The organism is Cupriavidus yeoncheonensis, from assembly GCF_905397275.1.
GTDB classification, from domain to species: domain Bacteria; phylum Pseudomonadota; class Gammaproteobacteria; order Burkholderiales; family Burkholderiaceae; genus Cupriavidus; species Cupriavidus yeoncheonensis.
In genome coordinates this window covers 47665-71392 of the sequence record NZ_CAJPUY010000005.1, presented here as the reverse complement: position 1 = coordinate 71392, position 23728 = coordinate 47665, and the positions used below count along the sequence as shown (strand labels likewise).

The 23728-nt window shown below is 67.6% G+C and carries 25 protein-coding genes; 18 read left to right on the top strand and 7 right to left on the bottom strand.

Annotated features, from left to right (window positions below; translation table 11 throughout):
* Positions 1 to 5 precede the first annotated feature (5 nt).
* From KHO22_RS08285 to mdcH, 5 genes are read left to right on the top strand one after another with little or no spacing between them, the layout of a single operon-like run.
* On the top strand, positions 6 to 323 hold the full coding sequence (locus tag KHO22_RS08285) for a malonate decarboxylase subunit delta (protein WP_211946639.1): 318 nt from the start codon (positions 6 to 8) through the stop codon (positions 321 to 323).
* Positions 320 to 1192: a biotin-independent malonate decarboxylase subunit beta gene (locus tag KHO22_RS08280; protein ID WP_211946638.1), complete on the top strand. Its 873-nt coding sequence runs from the start codon at positions 320 to 322 to the stop codon at positions 1190 to 1192. Before KHO22_RS08285 ends, KHO22_RS08280 begins: the two co-directional genes overlap by 4 nt.
* A complete protein-coding gene (gene mdcE / locus KHO22_RS08275; protein ID WP_211946637.1) occupies positions 1189 to 2025 on the top strand; it encodes a biotin-independent malonate decarboxylase subunit gamma in 837 nt (278 codons plus the stop codon). The genes KHO22_RS08280 and mdcE overlap by 4 nt, the downstream gene beginning before the upstream one ends.
* Positions 2013 to 2657, top strand: coding sequence for a malonate decarboxylase holo-ACP synthase (locus KHO22_RS08270; protein ID WP_211946636.1), 645 nt, complete (start codon positions 2013 to 2015; stop codon positions 2655 to 2657). The genes mdcE and KHO22_RS08270 overlap by 13 nt, the downstream gene beginning before the upstream one ends.
* Positions 2654 to 3586, top strand: a complete 933-nt coding sequence (gene mdcH, locus KHO22_RS08265; protein ID WP_211946635.1) for a malonate decarboxylase subunit epsilon — start codon at positions 2654 to 2656, stop codon at positions 3584 to 3586. The genes KHO22_RS08270 and mdcH overlap by 4 nt, the downstream gene beginning before the upstream one ends.
* Before the next feature lie 282 nt (positions 3587 to 3868).
* On the opposite strand, the gene KHO22_RS08260 is transcribed toward mdcH, so the two are convergent.
* Complete coding sequence (locus tag KHO22_RS08260) at positions 3869 to 4594, bottom strand: Coq4 family protein (protein WP_211946634.1); 726 nt, start codon at positions 4592 to 4594, stop codon at positions 3869 to 3871.
* A gap of 132 nt (positions 4595 to 4726) precedes the next feature.
* Here KHO22_RS08260 and KHO22_RS08255 point away from each other — a divergent pair, with 132 nt between their 5' ends.
* The gene (locus tag KHO22_RS08255) at positions 4727 to 5113 is read left to right on the top strand and encodes a hypothetical protein (protein ID WP_211946633.1); all 387 of its coding nucleotides are present in this window, start codon (positions 4727 to 4729) and stop codon (positions 5111 to 5113) included.
* A gap of 35 nt (positions 5114 to 5148) precedes the next feature.
* On the opposite strand, the gene KHO22_RS08250 is transcribed toward KHO22_RS08255, so the two are convergent.
* Both KHO22_RS08250 and KHO22_RS08245 read right to left on the bottom strand, forming a co-directional pair.
* A complete protein-coding gene (locus KHO22_RS08250; RefSeq protein WP_211946632.1) occupies positions 5149 to 6111 on the bottom strand; it encodes an alpha/beta fold hydrolase in 963 nt (320 codons plus the stop codon).
* The gene (locus KHO22_RS08245; RefSeq protein WP_211946631.1) at positions 6108 to 7634 is read right to left on the bottom strand and encodes a flavin-containing monooxygenase; all 1527 of its coding nucleotides are present in this window, start codon (positions 7632 to 7634) and stop codon (positions 6108 to 6110) included. The genes KHO22_RS08250 and KHO22_RS08245 overlap by 4 nt, the downstream gene beginning before the upstream one ends.
* Before the next feature lie 84 nt (positions 7635 to 7718).
* Here KHO22_RS08245 and KHO22_RS08240 point away from each other — a divergent pair, with 84 nt between their 5' ends.
* Positions 7719 to 8351, top strand: a complete 633-nt coding sequence (locus KHO22_RS08240; protein WP_230426790.1) for a TetR/AcrR family transcriptional regulator — start codon at positions 7719 to 7721, stop codon at positions 8349 to 8351.
* Positions 8352 to 8473: 122 nt separating this feature from the next.
* On the opposite strand, the gene KHO22_RS08235 is transcribed toward KHO22_RS08240, so the two are convergent.
* Positions 8474 to 8965, bottom strand: a complete 492-nt coding sequence (locus KHO22_RS08235) for a PaaI family thioesterase (RefSeq protein ID WP_211946630.1) — start codon at positions 8963 to 8965, stop codon at positions 8474 to 8476.
* A 60-nt stretch (positions 8966 to 9025) separates the two neighbouring features.
* On the opposite strand from KHO22_RS08235, the gene KHO22_RS08230 reads away from it, so the two are divergent.
* Complete coding sequence (locus tag KHO22_RS08230) at positions 9026 to 9484, top strand: MarR family winged helix-turn-helix transcriptional regulator (protein ID WP_211946629.1); 459 nt, start codon at positions 9026 to 9028, stop codon at positions 9482 to 9484.
* A 79-nt stretch (positions 9485 to 9563) separates the two neighbouring features.
* On the opposite strand, the gene KHO22_RS08225 is transcribed toward KHO22_RS08230, so the two are convergent.
* Positions 9564 to 10274, bottom strand: coding sequence for a response regulator transcription factor (locus tag KHO22_RS08225; RefSeq protein ID WP_211946844.1), 711 nt, complete (start codon positions 10272 to 10274; stop codon positions 9564 to 9566).
* A gap of 912 nt (positions 10275 to 11186) precedes the next feature.
* Here KHO22_RS08225 and KHO22_RS08220 point away from each other — a divergent pair.
* The 7 genes from KHO22_RS08220 (at position 11187) to KHO22_RS08190 (ending at position 18514) form a co-directional block, all read left to right on the top strand.
* On the top strand, positions 11187 to 12308 hold the full coding sequence (locus KHO22_RS08220) for a glycosyltransferase family 2 protein (protein ID WP_230426789.1): 1122 nt from the start codon (positions 11187 to 11189) through the stop codon (positions 12306 to 12308).
* A complete protein-coding gene (locus KHO22_RS08215) occupies positions 12305 to 13246 on the top strand; it encodes a hypothetical protein (protein WP_211946627.1) in 942 nt (313 codons plus the stop codon). The genes KHO22_RS08220 and KHO22_RS08215 overlap by 4 nt, the downstream gene beginning before the upstream one ends.
* A 589-nt stretch (positions 13247 to 13835) precedes the next feature.
* A complete protein-coding gene (locus KHO22_RS08210) occupies positions 13836 to 14039 on the top strand; it encodes a cold-shock protein (protein ID WP_039009350.1) in 204 nt (67 codons plus the stop codon).
* A 104-nt stretch (positions 14040 to 14143) separates the two neighbouring features.
* Positions 14144 to 14674 (top strand): BON domain-containing protein, encoded by a 531-nt coding sequence (locus KHO22_RS08205; protein ID WP_211946626.1) that lies wholly within the window; start codon positions 14144 to 14146, stop codon positions 14672 to 14674.
* Positions 14675 to 14806: 132 nt separating this feature from the next.
* A complete protein-coding gene (gene hpnD / locus KHO22_RS08200) occupies positions 14807 to 15673 on the top strand; it encodes a presqualene diphosphate synthase HpnD (protein WP_211946625.1) in 867 nt (288 codons plus the stop codon).
* 100 nt (positions 15674 to 15773) lie between these two features.
* Complete coding sequence (gene shc, locus KHO22_RS08195) at positions 15774 to 17789, top strand: squalene--hopene cyclase (protein ID WP_211946624.1); 2016 nt, start codon at positions 15774 to 15776, stop codon at positions 17787 to 17789.
* Positions 17790 to 17812: 23 nt separating this feature from the next.
* On the top strand, positions 17813 to 18514 hold the full coding sequence (locus KHO22_RS08190; protein WP_211946843.1) for a phosphorylase: 702 nt from the start codon (positions 17813 to 17815) through the stop codon (positions 18512 to 18514).
* Here the strand turns inward: KHO22_RS08190 and KHO22_RS08185 are convergent.
* Positions 18501 to 18815, bottom strand: a complete 315-nt coding sequence (locus KHO22_RS08185; RefSeq protein ID WP_211946623.1) for a type II toxin-antitoxin system RelE/ParE family toxin — start codon at positions 18813 to 18815, stop codon at positions 18501 to 18503. The two genes, KHO22_RS08190 and KHO22_RS08185, sit on opposite strands and share 14 nt — an antisense overlap.
* Positions 18816 to 19186: 371 nt before the next feature.
* A complete protein-coding gene (locus KHO22_RS08180; RefSeq protein ID WP_211946622.1) occupies positions 19187 to 20443 on the bottom strand; it encodes an Hsp70 family protein in 1257 nt (418 codons plus the stop codon).
* 196 nt (positions 20444 to 20639) lie between these two features.
* On the opposite strand from KHO22_RS08180, the gene KHO22_RS08175 reads away from it, so the two are divergent.
* From KHO22_RS08175 to KHO22_RS08165, 3 genes are read left to right on the top strand one after another with little or no spacing between them, the layout of a single operon-like run.
* On the top strand, positions 20640 to 21635 hold the full coding sequence (locus KHO22_RS08175; protein ID WP_211946621.1) for a Bug family tripartite tricarboxylate transporter substrate binding protein: 996 nt from the start codon (positions 20640 to 20642) through the stop codon (positions 21633 to 21635).
* Positions 21636 to 21677: 42 nt separating this feature from the next.
* A complete protein-coding gene (locus tag KHO22_RS08170) occupies positions 21678 to 22877 on the top strand; it encodes a CaiB/BaiF CoA transferase family protein (protein ID WP_211946620.1) in 1200 nt (399 codons plus the stop codon).
* The gene (locus KHO22_RS08165) at positions 22874 to 23725 is read left to right on the top strand and encodes a citryl-CoA lyase (protein ID WP_211946619.1); all 852 of its coding nucleotides are present in this window, start codon (positions 22874 to 22876) and stop codon (positions 23723 to 23725) included. Before KHO22_RS08170 ends, KHO22_RS08165 begins: the two co-directional genes overlap by 4 nt.
* Positions 23726 to 23728: the final 3 nt, after the last annotated feature.

The following is a 23728-nucleotide window of genomic DNA, read 5'->3' as shown; positions in this document are numbered from 1 at the left end:
GCACCATGGAACAACTGCGATTTGAATTTCCGGCGGGACCGCCCGCCGCGACCCGCGTGCTCGTCGGCGTGGTGGGATCGGGCGATCTCGAAGTCCTGCTCGAACCCGGCGCCGGCGGCGTCACCACCGTCGATATCACCACTTCCGTCAACGGCTACGCACGCGTCTGGGACGCGCAGCTCGCGCGCGTGTTCGCGGCGCAGCCGCGTGCATCCATGCAGATCCGCATCCATGACTTCGGCGCCACGCCGGGGGTGGTTGGCATGCGGCTCGCGGAGGCCTTTGAGGCGCTCGATGCGCACGGACAGCAGGAGCGCCCATGAACACGCCGACCAGCACCGCATCCTTGCTGACCCGCGACAGCTTCATCGAACTGGGCGCGCGCGAACGTGCCCGCGCGCTGCTGGACGCCGGCACCTTCCGCGAGCTTGCCGGGCCGTTCGACGGCCTGCAGTCGCCGTGGCTTGCGCGCCAGGGCATCGTGCCGCAAAGCGACGACGGCGTGATCGTGGCGAAAGGGCAGATCGACGGGCAGCCCGTGGTGGTGCTCGCCATCGAGGGCGCGTTCCAGGGCGGCAGCCTCGGCGAGGTCGGCGGGGCGAAGCTTGCCGGCGCGCTGGAGCTTGCCGCCGAAGACAACCGCCGCGGCGTGCCGACGCGGGCCGTGCTGCTGCTCGAAACCGGTGGCGTGCGGCTGCAGGAGGCCAACCTGGGCCTGGCGGCCATCGCGGATATCCACGCCGCCATCGTCGACCTGCGGCGCTACCAGCCGGTAGTCGGCGTGATTGCCGGGCAGGTCGGATGCTTTGGCGGCATGTCGATCGCCGCCGGGCTGTGCACATCGCTGGTGATGACGCAGGAAGGCCGCCTGGGCCTGAACGGGCCCGCCGTGATCGAACAGGAAGCGGGCATCGCGGAATACGATTCGCGAGACCGGCCGTTCATCTGGAGCTTCACGGGAGGCGCGCAACGCGTGGCCACGGGCTTCGCCGACGTGTACGTCGCCGACGACTGCGCCGCCCTGCGCGACGCGGTTGCCAGCGAACTGCGCGCACCGGCAGGCGCCACGCCGCGCAGCGAGCGTTGTCGCGAAGCGCTGGCCGCGCTGCAGGACTATGACGCCGGCGTCCAGCCGACGCCGGCCGAGGCGCGGCGCCTTTTTGTCCGTTTCCATCGGGAGTCCGACGCATGAACGCCACCGTCCAAACCTTGCCCCAGCAGGACCCAAGCCGCGGCGCGCACTGGTTGCGCGCGCTGGCGCCAGCCGCGTCGTATCGCGAAGGCTTTCCGCACTCGGTGACGGTCGCCGATGGCGATCTGGCCGGCACGCTGGTCCGCTGGATCGCCGTGGTGCCCGATGCACAGAGCCGCTTCCCGCGCGCGCGCAACGGCGAAGTCGGGCTGGTCGAAGGCTGGTCGCTGGCCCAGGCCGTGCGCGAGGTGGTGGAAGCGGACCGCGATACCGCGGTCAAGCGCGCCATCGTCGCGGTGGTGGACACCCCGAGCCAGGCCTATGGCCGGCGCGAGGAAGCGCTGGGCATCCACCAGTCGCTCGCCGCCGCCGCCGCGGCGTATGCGCAGGCGCGGCTGGCCGGGCATCCGGTGGTGGCGCTGATCGTCGGCAAGGCCATGTCGGGCGCGTTCCTGGCCCATGGCTACCAAGCCAGCCGCATCATCGCGCTGCGCGACAGCGGCGTGCTGGTGCACGCGATGGGCAAGGACGCCGCGGCCCGCATCACCATGCGCACGGTCGAGGACCTGGAAGCGCTGGCCGCCACCGTGCCGCCGATGGCCTACGACATCGAGAATTTTTCCACGCTCGGCATCCTGTGGCGGCTGATCGACGTGGCATCGGCCGATGCGCCGCAGCCCGCGGACATCCACCTGGCGCGCGACACCATCCTGGCGGCGCTCGCGGATATCCAGCGCGACCGTGCGCGTGACCTCTCCGGCCGGCGCAACGGCAAGAATCGCCAGGCGTCGCGCGCAGTGCGCGACTGCCTCCAGCGGCAATGGCAAGCCTGAGCACGGCCCGCCCGGCGCCGCACGACCTGCTCTGGCTGGCCGATCCCCGGCGCAGCCTGGCTGGCGTCGCACTGCCGGACTGGGTGTCGCCGGCTGCGCTGGCCACCACGCCGGTGGTCGTGCGCCGCGATGCAGGTCGCGCGGATGCCATTCCGATCGGGCTGCGCGGTGCCTCGCGTGCCGAGCGCTTTGGCACGTGGATTGTCCCCGCCGATGTGGCACGCGTGGTCACGCCTGTGGAGATCGCCAGCTCTCGTGCGTGGCGGCGTCCGGAACTGGCCACCCTCGCGGCCATGCGCACGCTTGATGCAGCGGCCGACGCGCTCGACGCGCACCGGATCCGCTGGGGCGTGGGCGGCAGTGCCGGCTTCACGCTCGCCAGCCGCGTCAATGTCCTCCATGCGCAGAGCGACCTCGACCTGGTGGTCTATGCGGACCATCCGCTGCCGCAGGCCGATATCGACCTGCTGGCCGCGCTGCAGGACGCCGGACCGGCACGGCTCGACATCCAGGTCGACACCCCGCAGGGCGGCTTCTCGTTCCTCGAATGGCGGCGCCAGCGCGGCAAGGTCCTGCTGAAGACAGCGCACGGGCCAAGGATGTGCGCCAACCCCTGGCAGCCAGCGCCATGAACGCGCTGCTTGCCTTCCCGGGCCAGGGCTCGCAGCGGGCCGGCATGCTCGCGGACCTTCCCGGCCATCCGGCCGTCGCCGCCGTGCTCGCGGAAGCGGCCGATGTCCTGCATGTGCCCGCTGCCGACATGGACACGCCTGCGCGCCTGCGCTCGACGATCTGGGTGCAGCTCTGCCTGCTGACTTCGGGCGTGGCCATGGCGCGCTGCCTGGCGCACGAGGGCGGCCACCCCGACGCGGTCGCCGGGCTTTCCATCGGTGCCTACGCGGCGGCCGTCACGGCCGGGGTGCTGTCGTTTGCCGACGCGTTGCGGCTCGTCAGGCTGCGGGGCGAACTCATGGAGCAAGCCTATCCGCGCGGCTACGGCATGACGGCAATCCTGGGCCTGGATCGCGCCCGGCTCGAACCGCTGGTGGCACAGGTCCACACGCCGCAAAGCCCGGTCTATCTCGCGAATTTCAATGCGCCCACGCAGATCGTGGTCGCCGGCAGCCGCGCGGCCATGGAGGCAGTATCGGCATTGGCACTGGCGGCCGGCGCGCAGGCGGCAAAGCCTGTCGCCATACACGTGCCTTCGCATTGCGCCTTGCTCGATGATGCAGCTGCCCGGCTGGCCAACGCCATGGCGGCCGTGCCACTGTCACCGCCCCGCCTGCGCTATTTCAGCGCGAGCCTTGCGCGCGAACTGCGCGACCCGCGCCGGATCGCCGACGACCTGGCCCGCAACATGGCCATCCCCGTGCGCTGGCACGAGACCATGCTGCTGGCCCGCGCCACCGGTGCGCGCGTGGTGATCGAAGCGCCGCCGGGCGATGTGCTGACGCGGCTGGCGCAGCCGGTATTTGCGGATGGCATCGTCATGGCCGCCGACCGGACGCGCGTGGATACGCTGGCCGCGATCATGCGGCGCGGGCGGCAGATGGAGTGAAGCCGCCTCCCTTAGAACCCATTTCAGAATGAGGAAGGGGCGCGAAGGCTGTTGCCGGGCCGCAGGGCTAGGCGTGGCCGACGCCGCGTGGTCATTCACGCAAGGAGGCCACAACGACGCCATGCGGCCCGGCAACAGCCTTCCCTTCGGGTTCCATCCAGGCGTGGCGCATGATGCGTCGTTGCGGGCCTTGACCTTGGAATGACCAAGGCCGGCGGCCCACGCCTAGCCTGCGCCACGCCTGGATGGAACGCGTCCCCTTCCTCATGCTGAAATGGGTTCTTAGGCGTGCCAGTCCTGCAGCGGATTGCAGGCCATGTACCGCGGCGCCTCGCCGATGCCGAGCCGCGCACGCGCGGCGCCCAGCGGCTCGTGCAGCAGGGCCTCGTAATCCTCGCCCAGCAGCCAGTTCGCCGCGCGGCCAAGGCGGTAGCCTTCCAGCACCGCGCGCGCAAAGGCCAGGCTGCGGGACACACGCAGGCTCTTCAGCGACGCCGCCACCGCGATGAACGCCCAGCCCAGGCCGCCGGTCTGCGCATAGCTGAACGCCACCAGCGCGGCCTCGCCCAGGCTCTCGTCGGCACGGTAGCCGGTCAGGACGTGCCAGATGTCGTGGATATCGCGCGTGCGGCGGCCGAACCACATGTAGGCGTCCTCGACCAGCGGCTCACGGCCGAGGTTGGAGACCTCGGCCAGGCCGTCGGCGCTGTAGCCCGTGTTCCGCAGGAAGTCCCGGTATGCCGCGCCCACCGTGCCAGGCGCAAAGCTCGCCACGTAGGCCGGGTCGCACAGCCGCACCGCCAGTTCGGTGCGCTGGTAGACCAGCCGCCGGCCGTCGGGCGTGCCCAGCAGGCGTGCGAAATTCTTCGGCATGGAAGGACCGTTCAGCGCGCGCATGATCAGGAACACCTGCGTGGTGTCGTGCCCGTCCCTGAGCAGCTTGCGGATGGCACTGAAGGCGGTGGAGAAATCGCGCTTGTAGGGATCAGGGGCAATCGCGGCAGCCATCGGCGTCTTCCTTTCGAAAGTGGTTCAGTGCCACGGGCGGCGGGCGTTTACCGGCCACGCATGGGGTCCGGACGGGCCTGCGCCACACATTCTCATGTAGCATGCAGCGTCGCATCCACAAAGGGAAATTGCATGTCCGCAACCCGCATCCTCCTGCTCGCCGCCGTGGCGGTGCCATGGCTGGCCGCCTGCGCCACCGGCGCCAACGTGGAGTACCTCGAGGCCCAGGACGCCAGACGGATTCACTCCGACGCCAGCGTCGGCGACCTGACGCTGTGCCTGAAAAGCAGGCTCGGGGAAGCCGCCAATATCGTCGCCTACCCGGAACCGGGCAAGGTGGATGTGCGCATCGGTTCCGCAACCCGCGCCGACACCGCCTATTTCTACCTTGTGAACCTGCGCCAGGCGCAACAGGGAACGGATGTCGAGATCCGCGGTTCCGGCGAATGGCGCCCGACGATGAGCCCGAGCCGGGTCGCCGGCTGGGTGCAGGACTGCAAGCCGGGCATGGCGCACTGAGGCCGCACGCGTAGCCCGGCCGCTTGGTTTCCGCTTCATGGGTTCACCACCTCGGCATCGCGCAGCCGCACCGCGGTCTCGCGCACGAAGTCCACGCAAGTGCCGGGCGCCGTGATCGGCAGCATGTGCCCGCCGGACACCATGGTCAGCGTGGCGCCCGGTACCTTGGCAACGAACGCCTCGCCATTGGCCGCCGGATCGAGGATGCGGTCTTCGCGGCCGAACAGAATGCTCACCGGCGCCTGCAACTCCGCGTAGCGCGCGACCAGTGGTGCCAGGCTCGGCGCACCGGCGACCAGGTCCTCCGATGCCGCCACGAAATGGCTGGGCCGCAAGGCCAGCATGCCGCCGCCGCGCATGGCAAAGTCCGCCGGCACGGAATCGGGGCCGAACACGATCTCCAGTACCTCGTCGCGCCGCAGGTCCGACATCGGCACCGCCAGCGTCCATGCCACGAACTGGCGCACCCAGTGCCGCCGCAGCGTCAGCGGCCGGAATACCAGCGGGATCGCCTCGGCCGGGTGCGTCAGCGGCGCCAGCAGCGCCAGCCCTCCGACGCGGTCCGGGTGGTTTGCGGCCAGTGCCAGCGCAATCGCGCCCCCCAGCGAATGGCCGACCACGAGCGGGCGCTGCAGGCCGAGCTTTTCGATCAGCGCCGCCAGCACATCGGCCTGCGCGGCCAGGTCCGCGCGCGCGCCGGGGGTGCGCACGGAATAGCCCGAGCCCGGCCGGTCCACCGCCACCACGCGGAAATCGCGCGCCAGCGGCTCGATCATGCCGTAGCCGAAATTGCCGAGCTGGCCCGAGAGGCCGTGCACCAGCAGCAGCGCCGGCCCCTGGCCACGCTCAACCACGTGCAGGCGCGCGCCGGGCACATCGACAAAGCGCCCGTCGGGCGGCAGCGCGGCCTCGACGCGCCGCACCTTGCGCAGGGTGTAGGCAAAGAGGCCGGCGAACAGCGCCGCCAGGGCCAGCGCCGCGTAGAACAGGATCATCATGACTGGACCTCGCCGGACAGGGTTACCGGCGTTTCGCGCTGCATCGGTGCGCCGCGCGGCATGTCGAACTGCAGCACGCCATCGGCAATGCGGCCGTGGCGGATAGTGAGCATGTCCAGGATGTAGTTCTGGTACACGCGCCACGGCCTGCGGTCGCCCTGCCGGGGCAGCACGCTGGCGGCGCGCTGCACATAGCCCGACGTGAAATCCAGGAACGGCGCGGGCTGCACGGACGCATCGCGCCGCGGCATGGCCACGTGGTGTCCGTGGCGGTCCATGTACCGCAGCAGCCGGCACACGTATTCGGCGGTCAGGTCCGCCTTCAGCGTCCATGAGGCATTGGTATAGCCGAAGGCCAGCACCAGGTTCGGCACGTCATTGAGCATCATGCCCTTGTACGCCATCAGCTCGGCCGGAACCCGGGGCTGGCCGTCGACGCTGACGGCGATGTCGCCGAGCATATTGAGCCTGAGGCCGGTGGCCGTCACGATGATGTCCGCCGGCAGGGTCTGCCCCGAAGCCAGCATGATGCCGCCTTCGGTAAAGCGCTCGATGGTATCGGTGACGACCGACGCGCGGCCGTCGCGGAGCTCGCGGAACAGGTCGCCGTCCGGCACCAGGCACACGCGCTGGTCCCACGGCTTGTAGCGCGGCGTGAAGTGCTTGCCGACATCGAAGCCGGGGCCGAGCTGCGCGGCGGCCATGCCGACCATGCGCTCGCTGACCCGCTCCGGCCGGCGCCGCGCGAGCTGGAAGAAGAACATGCCGAGCAGCACGTTCTTCCAGCGTGTGGCCGCATAGGCCAGCCCTTCCGGCAGCAGACGGCGCAGCCGGGCGGCCATCGCATCCTCGCCGGGTCGGGTCACGACGTAGCTCGGCGAGCGCTGCAGCATGGTCACATGCGCGGCGGTTGCAGCCATGGCCGGCACCATCGTGACGGCCGTGGCGCCGCTGCCGATCACCACCACGCGCTTGCCGGCGTAGTCGAGCGAGGCATCCCAGAACTGTGGGTGGACAATGCGGCCGCGAAAGCTCTCCTCGCCGGGGAAGGCCGGCCGGTGACCCTGCGCATAGCTGTAGTAGCCGGCGCACACGTACAGGAAGCGTGCGCGCCACTGCTGGAGGCTGCCGTCGCCGGTACGCTCCGCCGTGACCGTCCAGCACGCGTCATGGCTGTGCCACGCCGCGCTGACCACCTTGTGCCCGAAGCGGATGTGCCGGGTAATGTCCGCCTCATCCGCGGTCTCGCGGATATAGGACAGGATCGACGGGCCATCGGCAATGGCCTTGGCGCCCTTCCACGGCTTGAAGCGGTAGCCAAGCGTGTACATGTCCGAATCCGAGCGGATGCCCGGATAGCGGAACAGGTCCCAGGTGCCGCCCATGGCCTGCCGCGCTTCCAGGATGGCGTAGCGCTTGCCGGGACAGCGCTGCTGCAACTGCCGCGCGGCGCCGATGCCGGACAGGCCGGCGCCGACGATCAGGACATCGAGCAGCGTGTCTTCGGGTGCAGCAACGGTCATGGCGGGTATCCCGGATGCGGTCACTTCTGACACCATAGGTTGTCAGATGCCATCTGACAATAGGGAATGTCATAATGGCCCATCATGACCGAGCCGACCGAGCCCATGGAGGCCTCCACCGCGCGCCGCTACCGCGGTGCAGCAGCCGACGAGCGGCGCACCCAGCGCCGTTGCCAGCTGATCGCCGCGGCCATCCAGGTCTACGGCGAGCGCGGCTACCAGAACTCCACCGTCAAGGCGGTGTGCGAGGCGGCCGGGCTGACCGAACGCTACTTCTACGAGTCCTTCGCCAACAGCGAAGCCTTGCTGGAGGCTTCGTTCCGCGCCGTGACCGACCTGCTGCTGCAATCGATCGGGCATGCCGCGCAAGACGCCGGACGCGGCCGGCAGCAGCGCGCGCTGGCCATGCTGCGGGCATACTTCGGCGCGCTGCAGCGCGAGCCACGCTCCGCAAGGGTGTTCCTGGTGGAGATCCGCGGCGTCAGCAAGCGCGTGGACGAAGCGCTGGACGAGTCGCTGCGCGCATTCGGCGGCCTGCTCGCACAGGCGCTGCTGCCGCCGGGGCAGACCGCGGACCCATTGCTGCTAGCCGGCATCGCCGGCGGAGTGGTGCACATCGCGCTGCGCTGGATCCGCGACGACTATGTGCCGGATGTCGATACGGTGGCCGCAACGGCGCTGGCGCTGGCGACGGTGCTGACGCGCAAGCCAGCCTGAACCTGTTTCCCCGCTTTCCGGAAGCGCCGGGCGCGAACCGGTGAAGATCCGCGATGCGGCGGCTGCCGACGCCTGACGCATGACACGGCGCCAATGCGTCGGAAGTATTGCGACGGTTGCCCTTATTTCCCCTGGACCGGCTTCGCCGGCCCCAGTACCAGCAGTGTCGATGTGCCATGGGCGAGGACCCGGCCGTCCGCGGCCAGCACGCGTGCCTCGGTCGTGATGATCTGCCGGCCCTGGCTGATCACACGCCCTTCCGCACGCACGCGGCCGGTGTCGGCCTTGATCGGCCGCGAGAAATTGCCCTTGGTCTCGACCGTGGTGTAAGCGGTACCGGCGGGCAGCACGGAATTCGCCGCGCAACCCGTGGCACTGTCGATCAGCGTCAGCGCCCAGCCGCCGTGCACCGTCCCCATCGGGTTGAACAGGTGCGCGCCGGGATCGCCCTCGAACACGGCAAACCCGTCGCCCACCTCGGTGAGCCAGAAACCGAGTACCTGCGAAATCGGCGGTTGCGGCAACCGCCCGTCGATGATGGCCTCCAGGACAGCCTTGCCGCTCATCTCCGCGGTCTCGGCCAGCGATGCCACCCCATAGCGATAGCTTGTCACGTCGATTCTCCCGGTCAATTACATGTAGATACACTGAATGTATTTGCATATACTAGCCGCATGACCAAGCGCAAACAAGGCACCCGGACCCTGCGCACCGATGCAGCCGCGGCGCTCGACGCCGACCTGGGCTTGCTGGCGCGCGTGCTGGCGCGCCGGATCACTTCCGAGCTGGACCGGGCCTTGCAGCCGGCCGGACTCACCAGCACCCAGTTCGGGCTGATGTGCCTGATCGCCGCGGCGCCCGACGACACCATCGCGGGACTCGCGCAACGCGCCGGCCTGAACCAGTCGACCATGTCGCGCAACGTCGATCAGCTGGTCGGCGCCGGCCTTGCGGAAGTCGTAGCCTCCGAGGCGGACCGGCGCCGCCGCGCGGTGTGGCTGACGGAAGCGGGAGCGACGCGTCTGGCGCACGCGCATGCCTTGTGGCAGCCGGCCAATCTGGCGCTGGGAGAGCGGTTGGGGTTCTCCAGAGCTGACGCCCTGGTCGGGGCCGCTGCCGAATTGGGCGAGTAACTCGGCGAGTCAGGGATTGTCCGGTCGTCAGGCGCCGGCAAGTGCACCGTGTAGGTGACACCGACGCCGGCATCGTTCACTACGCACGAGGTTCGTCCTCGGCGCCGGTCTCTTCGAAGCGATAACCGTGCGAATAGACGGAGGTCAGCCGCACGCCGTTCTCGGGGCGCAGCGCGAGCTTGATGCGCAGGCGTGACATGTGCGTGTCGACCGTGCGCGAACCCGCGCCGATGGCGCGGCCCCACACGGCCTGCTCCACTACGTCGCGCGACAGCAGGCGGCCCATGTTACGGAACAGGAAGAGCGCAAGCTCATACTCGCGCGGCGACACCGTGACGACCTCGCCCCCCAGCGTGATGGTGCGCGCGCGCGGATCCACGCAGTAGCTGCCGCGCCGGATGACGTCGGCATCCTGCGTGGCCTCGGGGTAGGCGCGCCGCAGCAGCGAGCGCGCGCGTGCCAGCAGTTCGCCGGCCCGGATCGGCTTGAGCATGTAGTCGTCGGCCCCGACGTCGAGCCCGGCAACGATGTCCTCTTCGGCGGTGCGGCTGGTCAGGAACAGGATGGGCGGCATGGCGCCGGACGTCTGGCGCACCCAGCTCACCAGTTCAATGCCGCTGGTATCCGGCAACTGCCAGTCCACCACCAGCAGGTCGAACGCCTGCTCGCGCAGCGCGCGCAGCAAGGCCGCGCCCGTGGCATAGGATTCGCATTCGAATCCCGCCTCGACCAGTATTTTCCGGATCAGTCGAGCCTGGTCCGGATCGTCTTCCACCGAGGCAATCCTCATCCTCACACCCTTCTGCCTGCTGCGACTGCAAATTGCTTCCGCGAATCGTGCGTAATTGATCCTCTGTATTCGCCCTCTGAACAACCACGGCGGCGCGGCCATCGGGTATGCACAAATGCACGGCGGCGAGCTGGCCGAAGCATCGCCACAATCCGCAATGTTACTCAACAGCTACTTACGCCATCAACTTGCAAAACATATGGCTTGCCAGCCCGCCCCAGAGATTGACAAACGGATCCCCGGGAACTCGGCGCAGATGGACGAGAAACCGCCAACTCCGCGCAAGCGCCAGGCCGCTTTGCGCAGGGAAATGTGACTCCGCCATGCTTGACTGGCTAGAGCTCGAACTTGTTGGCAAATTAATACAACTGCCTGGCAACTGTTTGATTCCTGTGCCGTTTTGAGTGGATAATCACTCGCCTCCAGCTGCCCGGTCGCCGGCCTCAGCCACCTCGTGTGGCCCGGACTGCAGCTTAGCGGCCGCAACCGTAAAGGCGACGCAGTCAGGCTTTCGTCCAATCCACGGCCCCCCTCCGTTTCGGTGTTCACGCCTGGCTGGATTCGTTGTGACTCGGATTCCGATGTCGGAACAATGGCTCACCTGCTCCGCTGCAGCGCCGGCAAAGGTTTCTTCCGGGCCATGCCCGGCCCAGCCTGCCAAGGTTGATGACATACAACAGAGAATAAAAACAGGATCACATGGCAGAAGTGGGAAACGCGGACACGTCCCGCATCTACGTCCCGGTGCGTATCAAATTTTTCATTGCGCTGTGCATCGCGATCGGCTGGACTGCCTTCTCCGTTTGGGCCGCACAGACCTGGCTGTCTGAACTCAGCGCCAGGATCGGAACAATTCCAGCCCTTTTGCTGGTGGGCGGCATCGCCATTGTTCCAGGCTTTATGAATGCCTTCGTGATCGCAAGCCTGACATTGGACCGGCGACCTCCGCGCCGCTCGCTGGACAGCTACCCGCCACTGACAATCCTGATCGCGGCCTACAACGAGGAAGGCTCGATCCTGGATACCCTTGCCGGCATTGAGCGCCAGAACTATCCGGCCCCGCTCCAGGTGATTGTGATCAACGACGGTTCACGGGATCGCACGGCAAGCCTGGTGCGCGAGGCCGAGGCCAGACATGCCTGGTTGCGCCTGCTCGACATGCCCCGCAATGGCGGCAAGGCCAGGGCCCTGAACGAGGGGCTGAAACTCGCATCTCACGACTTTGTCGTGACCGTGGACGCCGACTCCTATCTGCATCGGATGGCGCTGACCAGCATTGTCGAGCGTTACCGCCAGGACCCTCCCGGCACGCGTGCCGTGGCCGGCAAGATCCTGGTCCGCAATTCGCGCAAGAACTGGCTCACGCGCTGCCAGGAGTGGGACTATTTCCAGGGCATTGCCGCGATCAAGCGCATGCAGTCGCTGTACCACGGTACGCTGGTCGCCCAGGGCGCGTTCTCGCTCTACGACCGCAGTGCGCTGATCGAAGTCGGCGGCTGGGCGGAATGCGTGGGAGAAGACATCGTGCTGACCTGGGCCTTGCTGAAGGCCGGCTACCGGGTCGGACACTGCGAGGATGCCTGCATCTTCACCAACGTGCCCGAGAATGCGCGCCAGTTTGTACGTCAGCGACAGCGCTGGGCGCGCGGCATGATGGAGGCGTTTCGGCAGCACCCGGACATCCTGCTGACACCCCGCATGTCGACCTTCTTCATCTACTGGAACCTGTTCTATCCCTGGCTGGACCTGGCCTTCACGCTGGGCTTTGTACCGGGGATGGTGCTGGCCCTGTTTGGCTGCTACTGGATCGCGGGGCCAATGACCCTGGCGCTGCTGCCGCTGGCCTTCCTCATGAGCTACCTGATGTTCACGATCGAAAGGAAGATGTTCGATGACGTGGGCCTCAAGGTCAGGCGCAACCGCCGTGGCCTGTGCATGTACATGATTTTCTACAGCCTGTTGCTGCAGCCGGCGAGCGTGCTGGGCTATATCGACGAAATCTTCAAGACACGAAAGACCTGGGGTACCAAGTGAGGCGCTACGCATTCGCGTTACTGAACACCGTGCTGGCGTTGACGATCACAAGAACAGCAGCAGCCGAAGAGGAGAAGGTACTGGACCAGGGCGCAGGCCCGGAATTCCTGGCCAGTTACGACAGCGAGAAATTCTCGATCCGCAAGCTGTCGGTCGAGTACCTTCCCAGCATGTCGAACGCAGACAACCTGTTCGGCCTGCGAGCGAGTGACTATCGCTACAACCAGGACGGCTGGACACGCCACGGGCAAAAGCTGAGCGTGCTTGGCCGGCAACTCGACCCTGCGACGTTGAATGGCTGGGCCATGGAAGGTGGCGTCTTTACTCAAGGCGGACACACCCTTGCAACGCTCGATGGCAGTTACCGGCTGGCGCTGGCCAAGCGCACTTCGCTCGAGGTTTTCATCAACCGCGACTGGGTGGAAACACAGACCGCACTGGACCGGGGTATCCACTACACCTTCGGTGGCGTGGCCCTCGACCAGGGCATCGGTCCACATGTCACACTGGTGGGCGTGGCCGGTCAGCAGTACTTCTCTGACGGCAATCGTCGTGATCACGGACGCCTGCGACTGATCTACCAGCCTTCACTGGACCTGGGGTTGACCCTGCAGGCGCGATTCCGCGCTTACCGCAGTTCGCAGGAGGATGTGGGCCGCGCCTACTTCAACCCGGATCGCTACTCGGAAACGATGCTCGCAGTGGGCTGGCGCCAGCGCTACCAGGGCTGGACAGGAACGTTCGTCGCTGGTCTCGGCAGGGAAAAGGTTGCCGACGCCCCACTCGAACCGACCCGGCTTTTTGAGATCGGCCTGCAAAGCCCGATTCGCGCCTCACAATCTCTGCGCATTCGCGCCGGGTATAACCGCAGCGCATCCTTCAACGGCCCCAACTACCACTACCGTTACGCGCTCGGCGAGTGGATTATCCGCTTCTGAGGACTCGCTGTGGTGCGATGGGCCGTTGCCGAACCCTCGCGCCCTCGTTTCCAATCGGTATTTTTTGGGTGCCGGGGTTATCAGGATATCCCTGCCTGTGCGCAGGTATATCCCCCAAACGCGGTATGCGAAAAACGAGTAAATAATTGTAAAAGCAGTGGCCGGTTAATGCATTGTAAGGCAGACATTATGCCCGGGCGACGGGCTTCGGTGACGCATCTGCGCAAACTGCAATTCAGTCAATACCCGGGCGATGCGCCGTAGCCGCACAAAAAGGGGCGTCTCTCAGGGAATTCACTGAATCGACGGTGATGTAGAAACCGCTAATATCTCGTGTCGGAACATCTCATCATGATTTGGCGCTTTGCCTGATTGACACGCCGGGAAAATTCGTCAGAATGCTTCCCGCATGTGCAACGCCTTTCGATGTGTCGTTCCGCGGTGTTTTTCGTTTGTCATACCAGCGACATTTGGAAGGCATAAACAATGCGCAAAGGAATCGGCATTCACCAACCCTTGCGCGGTTCCTGCATTGAGCACGATGTACAGCGGGCAATTAAGCTCATTTGAAATTCAAGGTTGAAAAGATATGGAAACCGGTACCGTTAAGTGGTTCAACGACGCCAAGGGCTTCGGCTTCATCACCCCGGACGCAGGCGGCAACGATCTGTTCGCGCACTTCTCGGCGATTGAAGGCAACGGCTTCAAGTCGCTGAAGGAAGGCCAGAAGGTCCGCTACGTCAAGGCAATGGGCCAGAAGGGCGAACAAGCCACGAAGATCCAGGCGGTCTGATCCGGTTTGGTCACCGCAGGCGCGCGCCCATGCACGTGCCCGCCACCGAAGAGCCCCGCGCAAGCGGGGCTTTTTGTTTTTGGCGACCCGCGCCGGCGCCTTTCATGGCGCGACGTAGCTCCGTACCCGGCTGCGTCAAGGCACTTTCCGTCGCCCTCTCGCTGCTGCTGCCGCTGGAACTGGCCCGCGCCCAGGCCGTGGCCAACTACGGCCACGACCCCTTCGTGCAGGTATCGACCCGCATTGCCGATTGCCCGGAGCCGGCCGGCCCGCGCGTGAGCGAGGCCGAATGGCGCCGCGAGGCGCACCATCGCATCGAACAGGGCAACCACTGCTGGACCGAGGGACGCTGCCGCCTTGCCAATGCGTTCCAGTACGACAACGAAATCGCCGAAAGCCTGCAACGGCGCCTGCAGACCCTGGCCGCAACCATGCCGGCCTGGCAGGACAGCACGCTCTGGATCACCGTACGGGGACGCTGGCTGACGGTGCAGGGATGCGTCCGTCCGGGCTTTGCCGTTGCGCCGTTCCTCACCGCGCTGCGCGAGGTCGCCGACGTCGAGAAGGTGATCGACCAGACCACCTCCACCCCCACACGGGGCGTGCCCTACGTGCGCTATGCGCCGGGCCGATGAGGCACTTCGGCCCGGCCGGCCTGTTACGAGGTTATTGCTATAATCGGCCGACCCCCAATCCACCGTGAGCGTGGCTCGGCACCGTGGTCCGCCGATGCCGCACGACGGAAAAAAAGCGTGTCGAGGAGTTACGTGGCCGGTACTCAAATCGCAACGCCAGATGCCCCCATCGCCGGTGCAGCCACGCCGGCCGCATCGTCAGGCAGTTCCTTCCACGCGGCCATGCGCATCCTGCCCGCGGCCCAGCGGCAGGCCATGTTCGAGATCTATGCCTTCTGCCGTGCCGTCGACGATATCGCCGACTGCGACGCACCGCATGCCGAACGGCTTGCCGGCCTGGATGCCTGGCGCCGCGATATCGGCCTCTGCTATGTGGGCATGGCCCCGGCCGCGCTGCGGTCCCTGGCACAGCAGATTGACGCATTCCATCTGCGCCAGCAGGACTTCCTGGACGTGATCGACGGCATGACCATGGACGTGGTCGCCGATATTCGCGCGCCCGATGCCGCCACGCTGGACCTGTACTGCGACCGCGTCGCGAGCGCGGTGGGCCGGCTTGCCGTGCGCGTGTTCGGCATGGACGAGGCCCCCGGCCTGGCGCTGGCCCATCATCTCGGGCGGGCGCTGCAACTCACCAATATCCTGCGCGATATCGATGAGGACGCCGCCATCGGCCGCCTCTACCTGCCGGCGCCCGCACTGGCCGCCGCGGGCGTGCAGGGGCTGGAACATGCTACGCCGCTGGAAGTCATTGCCCATGCCGGCATCGACGCGGCCTGCGCGGCCGTCGCGCGCGAGGCGCAGGCCCACTATGAACAGGCCGACGCCGTCATGGCGCGCTGCCCGTCACGCGCGGTGCGATCGCCGCGGATCATGTCCCAGGTCTATCACTGCCTGCTCGCGCGCCTGCGCGCGCGGGGCTGGCGCGCACCGCGCGCACGCGTGCGCGTGCCGCGCGCGCAGATGCTGTGGATCGTTCTGCGCCACACCATGGTCTGAAGATGCCGCAAGGGGATCCGCTGCCTGGCGTATGGCGTCCGGCGGCGTCCCGAACACCATCTTCGAGGCACGCATGCGTCGTGCCGAACAAGGAGTTTGCATGTCGATGAACGAGGCCGTCCTTGCCGCACCGCGAGCTGCAATTGCACCCGCCGCGCCGGCCGCCCCGGACGCCCTGGAGGCCGGTATCGGCCATGCGCTCGATGCCCTGCTGGCCCAGCAGAAGTCCGACGGGCATTGGGTCTACGAGCTGGAAGCCGACGCCACCATCCCCGCCGAATACCTGCTCATGGTGCACTACCTGGGCGAGACGCCGGACCTGGCGCTGGAAGCACGCATCGCACGCTACCTGCGGCGCATCCAGAATGCCGAGGGCGGCTGGCCGCTGTACCATGAAGGCCGCTCGGACGTCAGCGCCAGCGTGAAGGCCTATTTCGCGCTGAAGATGGCCGGCGACGATCCGCAGGCCCCGCACATGGCGCGTGCGCGCGCTGCCATCCTGGCCATGGGCGGCGCGGAAGCCAGCAACGTCTTCACGCGCACGCTGCTGGCGCTGTTTGGCGTGATGTCCTGGCGGGCGGTGCCGATGATGCCGGTGGAAATCATGCTGCTGCCGCGGTGGTTCCCGTTCCACCTGTCCAAGGTGTCGTACTGGGCCCGCACGGTGATCGTGCCGCTGCTGGTGCTGAACAGCCTGCGGCCGCAGGCGCGCAACCCGCGCAGGATCGGCATCGACGAGCTGTTCACCGCCCCGCGCGACGCCGTGCGGCTGCCATCCAGGGCACCCCACCAGCATGCCGGCTGGTATTCGCTGTTCCGCGGTGCCGATACGCTGCTGCGCGCTGCCGAGCCCGCCATGCCGGGCGCGCTGCGCCGCCGCGCGATCGAAGCGGCGAAAACTTTCGTGCGCGAGCGCCTGAACGGCGAAGACGGACTGGGCGCGATCTTCCCGGCCATGGCGAACTCGGTGATGATGTTCGACGTGCTCGGCATTCCGCCCGACGATCCGGACCGCGCCGTGGCGCGGCGCTCGATCGAGAAACTGCTGGTCATCCACGGCGACGAAGCCTACTGCCAGCCATGCCTGTCGCCGGTCTGGGATACCGCGCTGGCCGCGCATGCGCTGCTGGAAGCCGGCGAGCCGCGCGCCACGGCCGCAGCCGGCCGCGCGCTGGACTGGCTGCGCCCGCTGCAGGTACTGGATGTGCGCGGCGACTGGACCGTGCGCCGCTCGCATGTGCGACCCGGCGGCTGGGCATTCCAGTACGCCAACCCTCACTACCCCGACGTGGACGACACCGCGGTAGTCGCCGCGGCGATGCACCGCGCTGCCCAGGCGAACCCCGCAGGACGCCAGGACCCGAACACCGAAGCGGTCTCGCGCGCGATCGAATGGATCGTCGGCATGCAGAGCGGCAACGGCGGCTGGGGCGCGTTCGAGCCCGAGAATACCCATCTCTACCTGAACAACATCCCGTTCGCGGACCATGGCGCGTTGCTCGATCCGCCCACGGCGGACGTGTCGGCGCGCTGCCTGTCCATGCTGTGCCAGACCGGTGACACGCCCGACAAGAGCGAACCGGCCGCGCGCGCGCTGCACTACCTGCTGGCCGAACAGATGCCTGACGGAAGCTGGTTCGGGCGCTGGGGCACCAACTACATCTACGGCACCTGGAGCGCCTTGTGCGCGCTCAACGCCGCGGGCCTGGACCGCGAAGCGCCGCCGGTGCGGCGCGCCGCCGACTGGCTGGCCGGCATCCAGAACGCGGATGGCGGCTGGGGCGAGGACGGCGACAGCTACAAGCTCGAATACCGCGGCTACGAACGCGCGCCCAGCGTGGCATCGCAAACGGCCTGGGCACTGCTCGGACTGATGGCAGCCGGCGATGCCGCGCATCCCGCCGTGGCACGCGGCATCGACTACCTGTTGCGCACGCAGCAACCCGATGGCCTGTGGCGCGAGCCGCGCTTCACCGCCGTGGGTTTCCCGCGCGTGTTCTACCTGCGCTATCACGGCTATGCCCGCTACTTTCCGTTGTGGGCGCTGGCGCGCTATCGCAATTTGCAGCGCAACCTGCAGCGCAGCGGCAAGCGCCAGGTGGCGTGGGGACTGTGAACGGCACCCCGGACGCACCTGCCATGAGCGGGCCGTGCGTGCTTGTGGTCTGCGGCATGGATTTCGAAGCGAAAATCGCCGCGGGTCCGGGCAGTGAAGTCGTGTACGGCCAGCGCGGCGCGGCGTTGTGTGCGGCCATCGAGCGCCGCGCCGGTGCATGCGCCGGCATCCTCAGCTTCGGCGTGGCCGGTGGCCTCGATCCCGCACTGGCGCCGGGCGCGGTCATCGTTGCCACGAGTGTGCGCGACGAATCCAACGGCATGTCCGCGCCAGCCGATCCCGACTGGATGCGCGCGCTGATGCGCTACCTGCCGCAGGCGGTATCCGGCGCCCTCGCCGGCTCGGACACCGCCGTGGCGACGCTTGCCGACAAGGCTGCCCTGTACGCCGCCAGCGGCGCGCTGGCCGTCGATATGGAGTCTCACATCGCCGCCCGTGTCGCACGCAACCACGGACTGCCGTTCGCGGCCTGCCGCGTGGTGATCGATCCGGCCACGCGCGCCGTCCCGCCACTGGCGCTGGCCGGCATGGGAAGCGACGGGCGCACCGATGTCGGTGCGGTCATGGCGGGACTACTGAAGGCGCCGTGGCAACTGCCGGCGCTGATGCGGCTGGGGCGCGATGCCAGTGCCGCACGCGCGAGTCTGCTGGCGGTACGACGGACTGTCGGTCGGGGTTGGGGTATGCGAGGGGATCTGGCCGCCGCCAGGCTTAATGCGCAATGAGGCTGGCAATGATGTCCCGCCGCTCGTGCAAGATGCGCACAATATCCAGCACCTTGCTGCTCACTCGATAGAACACGAGGAAGGGGAAACGGCTGAGCGGCCAGACCCGAAGCGATTCGTCAGGCAGGAAATGCGCATAACGGCGGGAGCCGACACTTGGGTTCGCGGCCAGAAAGGCCAGCACACCCAGCAACTCGTCGGTGAAGGCCTCGCCAAGACCTGGCGCCGCATCGTCATACCAATCCTGGGCCGCGTAAGCGTCGCTGCGCGCGGCAGGACGTAGCTTCAGGCGCAGCGCCATCGTTCAGCGCGTGCGATTTCGGAGGCGGGCGCGGAACTCCGCTGCAAACTCTTCTACACGCTCGAACTCGGCCCCGTCACCACTGTTGAGCCCTTCCATGATGAGCTCATACAGGCGATGCTCTGCCTCGTTCTGCGGGCCGACAGCATCGGCCGCACGGGGCATCGGGTCCTTTGGCGAGGGAGGTGGAGTCAAGCGGGCCATGGCCGCATTCTATCAAGGTGCAGTCGGTCCGGCCGTCGCATTTTCCGTATTAACCATCCGGAGCGGGCCGCGGCACTCCCCGCGTCCGCGCCCCAGTCGCCTGTTCGATTGTGTGGCCATCACATCTGTGTTTCTCAAAGCACTCCGAATCGGCAGCGACGGCTTTTTTACCCAAACTTCCGCGCCGCATCCAGCGCCAGCCCCGACCCGATCCCGCCGAACAGGTCCCCTTCCACCCGCCGCGCCTGCGGCAGCAATTCGCCGAGCCGCTGACGCAGCAGCGGCACGCTGCTGGAACCGCCCGTGAACAGGATGGTGTCGACCGCATCCGCCTTCACGCCCGCCGTCACCAGCATGTCCTGCACGGTCTTCTCGGTCCTGGTCACGAGCTTGCCGATGGACTGGTCGAACTCGTCGCGGGTGATGGCGAGCATCAGTTCGGGCTCGATGCGATGCAGGTCAACGTCGGTACGGTCCGTGCCCGAGAGCGCGATCTTGGCCGCTTCCATCTGGATCGCCAGCCAGTGGCCCGCGCGCTCGCGGATCAGGCGGATCAGGCGGTCGAGCATCGCGGTGTCGGCCGCGTCGCGATAGTTATCCATCACGATCGACCACGCCTTGCGCGTGTAGACGAGATTGATGGTGTGCCAGCTCGCCAGGTCGAAATACTGGCCCGACGGCATTTCCTTGCCGTTGCGCAGCTTGCTGCCCAGGCCCAGCAGCGGCATGGCGCGCGTCAGGCTCAGCGCGCGGTCGAAGTCGGTGCCGCCGATGTGCACGCCGCCATTGGCGAGGATGTCGTCGCGCCGGTCGGTGCGGCTGGCGCGTTCCGGCGACAGCCGCACCAGCGAGAAGTCCGACGTGCCGCCGCCGATGTCGGCGACCAGCACGAGTTCTTCCTGCGCGATCCTGGCTTCGTAGTCGAACGCGGCCGCGATCGGCTCGTACTGGAATTCGATGTCGCGGAAGCCGGCATCGCGCGCGATCTCCGCCAGCGTCTGCTCGGCGAGCTGGTCGGCCTTCGGGTCCTCGTCGATGAAGAACACCGGGCGGCCCAGCACCGCGCGCGTGAACGTGGTGCCCGCCGCGCGCTCGGCGCGGCCCTTCAGTTCGCCGATGAAGTGCGCCAGCAGCTTGCGGAAGGGCATGGCCTGGCCCATCACCTCGGTGCTGTCTTCCATCATCGAGGTGCCGAGCAGGCTCTTGAGCGAGCGCATCAGCCGGCCTTCATAGCCCGCGAGGTAGTCCTCCAGCGCCGCGCGGCCATAGCTCACCAGCGGGTCTTCGGCATGGAAAAAGATCACCGAGGGCAGCGTGAGCTTGCCGTCTTCCAGCGGCAGGAGTGCGGCCGGATGGCCGGGGCGGTTCCAGCCCACCGTGGAGTTGGACGTGCCGAAGTCCAGGCCGCATGCGTTTGACATCATCGATTCCGTTCTTTGTACAACCACTGCAAGTTCCCCGTGCCGGCCAATGGCCGGCGCAGGCCGGGCGCCATTGTAGTGGCAGATGACGACCGGATCCGGCCCTTGACACGTTTAGCGTCGGCTCCTATGCTGGCTACGTTCTTTCTATAAGACCATTGTTCTGTCTTACAGAATATAATACCTGCCAGGAGACGACATGACTTTCCCGCACCGCCGCAAGCTCCACACGTGGGCCCGCGCATTGCTCTGCCTCGCCATTCCCGGATTCATGGCGGCCGCCGTGCCGGTCCGCGCCGACACTTATCCGAGCCAGCCAGTGCGCCTGGTGGTGCCGTTTCCGCCGGCGGGCGGCACGGACGTGCTGTCGCGGCTGGTGTTCAACAAGGTCGGGTTGGCTACGCACTGGAACGTGGTGGTGGAAAACCGCGCCGGCGCAGGCGGCAATATCGGCCTCGATGCCGTCGCCAAGGCGAAGCCCGACGGCTATACGCTCGGAATGGGCCAGACCGCCAACCTGGCGATCAACCCGACCCTCTACCCGAAGATGCCCTATGACGCGGTGAAGGACTTCGCGCCGGTGGTGCTGGTCTCCGCCCAGCCGGTGGTGCTGATCGTGCGCGCCGACGCCCCGTACAAGACGGTGGCGGACCTCGTGGCGGCGGCCAGGGCCAAGCCGCTGTCGATGGCCTCGGCCGGCACCGGCACGGTGGGCCACCTGACCGGCGAGATGTTCGCGCGCCGCGCCGGCATCAAGACGCTGCACGTGCCCTACAAGGGCGCGTCGCCCGCGCTGACCGACCTGCTCGGCGGCCAGACCGACTTCTACTTCGCCACGCCGCCCATCGCGATGCCGATGATCAAGGCCGGCAAGATCCGCGCGCTGGCCGTCACGTCCGGCAAGCGCCTGCCGCTGCTGCCCGCCGTGCCGACCGTCGCGGAATCCGGCTACGCCGGCTTCCAGGCGGAAGACTGGAAGGCGCTGGTGGCGCCGGCCGGCACTTCGCCCGAAGTGGTCAGGCGGCTCAATGCCGAGGTCAACAAGGCGCTCGCCCAGCCCGACACCATCAGCAAGATGCGCGAGGAAGGCAGCGACCCGCGCGGCGGCAGCGCCCAGGACCTGGCCGCCTTCATCAAGGCCGAGAACGCCCGCTGGGGCACGATCGTGAAGGAATCGGGCGCGCGCGTAGAGTAGTCCGCGCCCCGCCCCATCCCAGCATTCCGCAGGAAACCCATCATGCAAAAACCATTGCGCCATGTGCGCGTACTCGACCTGACCAATGTGCTGGCCGGCCCGTTCTGCTGCCACCAGCTTGCGCACATGGGCGCCGAGGTCATCAAGGTGGAAACGCCGGGCACCGGCGACCTGGCGCGCCAGCTCGGTGCCGACGCCGAACTGAACCAGCGCCTGATGGGCGTGTCGTTCCTTGCGCAGAACCCGGGCAAGCAGTCCATCACCCTCAACCTGAAACACGCGCGCGGCAAGGAAGTGTTCCGCAAGCTGGTGCAGAGCGCCGACGTCGTGGTCGAGAACTTCCGTCCCGGCGTGATGACGCGCCTGGGCCTCGGCTTCGAGACGCTGCGGCAGGACAATCCACGCCTGATTTACTGCGCCATCTCGGGCTTCGGCCAGGACGGGCCGCTGTCGGACCTGCCGGCCTATGACCAGATCATCCAGGGCATGTCGGGCGTGATGAGCATCACCGGTGACGCGCAGACCGCGCCCTACCGGGTCGGCTACCCGGTGTCGGACACCATCGGCGGCATCACCGCGGCGTTTGCCATTGCCGCGTCGCTGGCGGACCACCAGCGTACCGAGGGCTATTTCATCGACGTGTCGATGCTCGAAGCCACGCTTGCCACCATGGGCTGGGTGGTATCGAACCACCTGATCGCCGGCAAGACCCCGGCCCCGATGGGCAACGAGAACTTCACCGCCAGTCCGTCGGGCACCTTCCGCACCGGCGACGGCCTGCTGAACATCGCCGCCAACAAGCAGGAGCAGTTCGAGGCCGTGTGCCGCGTGGTGGGCCGCCCGGACCTGATCGCGGACGAACGCTTTGCCGCGCGCCAGGCCCGCCTGGCGAACCGCACTGCGCTGACGCAGGCACTGGAAGCCGAGCTGGCCAAAAAGCCCGCCGACGCATGGTGGGCCCTGCTCAACGAGGCCGGCGTGCCGGCCGGCCCCGTGCTGGGCGTGCCCCAGACCCTGGAGCAGCCGCAGGTGCGCGACCGCGGCATGATCGGCACCTTCGCCGACGTGCCCGGCGTGGGCCGCGACATCCGCGTGGTGCGCACCGGCTTCAAGCTGAACCGCGAAGCCCCGTCGGTCGACACCCCGCCGCCGCAACTGGGCGAGCACACCCGGCAGATCCTTGCCGGCCTTGGCTACAGCGAGACCGAAATCGACACCCTCAGACAGGAGCGTGCAGTATGAGCGAGACCAGCCAGACCATGGACCCCGGCCAGCAGATGTCCCAGGACTGGTGGCGCACGGAAATCATCGACATGCGCCCCGGCGAGATCCGCTACCGCGGCTACCCGATCGAGCAGCTGATCGGCCAGGTATCGTTCGCGCAGATGATCTGGCTGATGCTGCGCGGCGAGCTGCCCGGCCCGGGACAGGGCGAGCTGCTCGATGCGGCATTGATGGCGGCCGTGGATCACGGGCCGCAGGCGCCCAGCATCGCCATTGCGCGCATGGCAGCCACGTGTGGCGTCGGGCTGAACAATGCGATGGCCTCGGCGGTCAACGTGCTCGGCGACGTGCACGGCGGCGCCGGCGAACAGGCGGTGGAGCTGTACCAGGACATCGCGCGGCGCATCGACGCAGGCGCCGCGCTGGACCAGGCGGTCAGCGCCGGCCTGCAGCACTACCGCGACCTGCACGGCAAGTTCGTGTCGGGCTTCGGCCATCGCTTCCATCCGGTGGATCCGCGCGCGCCGCGCCTGCTGGCGCTGGTGGACCAGGCCGCGGAAAAAGGTGTGGTGAATGGCCGCTACGCCGCGATTGCGCGCGCCGTGGAACGCGCGCTCGGTGAAGGCCGCAGCAAGCCGGTGCCGCTGAATATCGACGGCGCCACGGCGGTGATCTATGCGGAACTGGGCTTCCCGGCCCCGCTGGCGCGCGGGCTGTTCTGCCTGTCGCGCTCGGTCGGCATCCTGGCGCATGCGTGGGAACAGACGCAGCAGGGCGGCCGCAACAAGGGACCGATCCCGCGCCAGTTCCTGTGGACGTATGACGGCGTGCCGCAGCGCGACGTGCCGGGCGCTACCCGGGCCTGACGC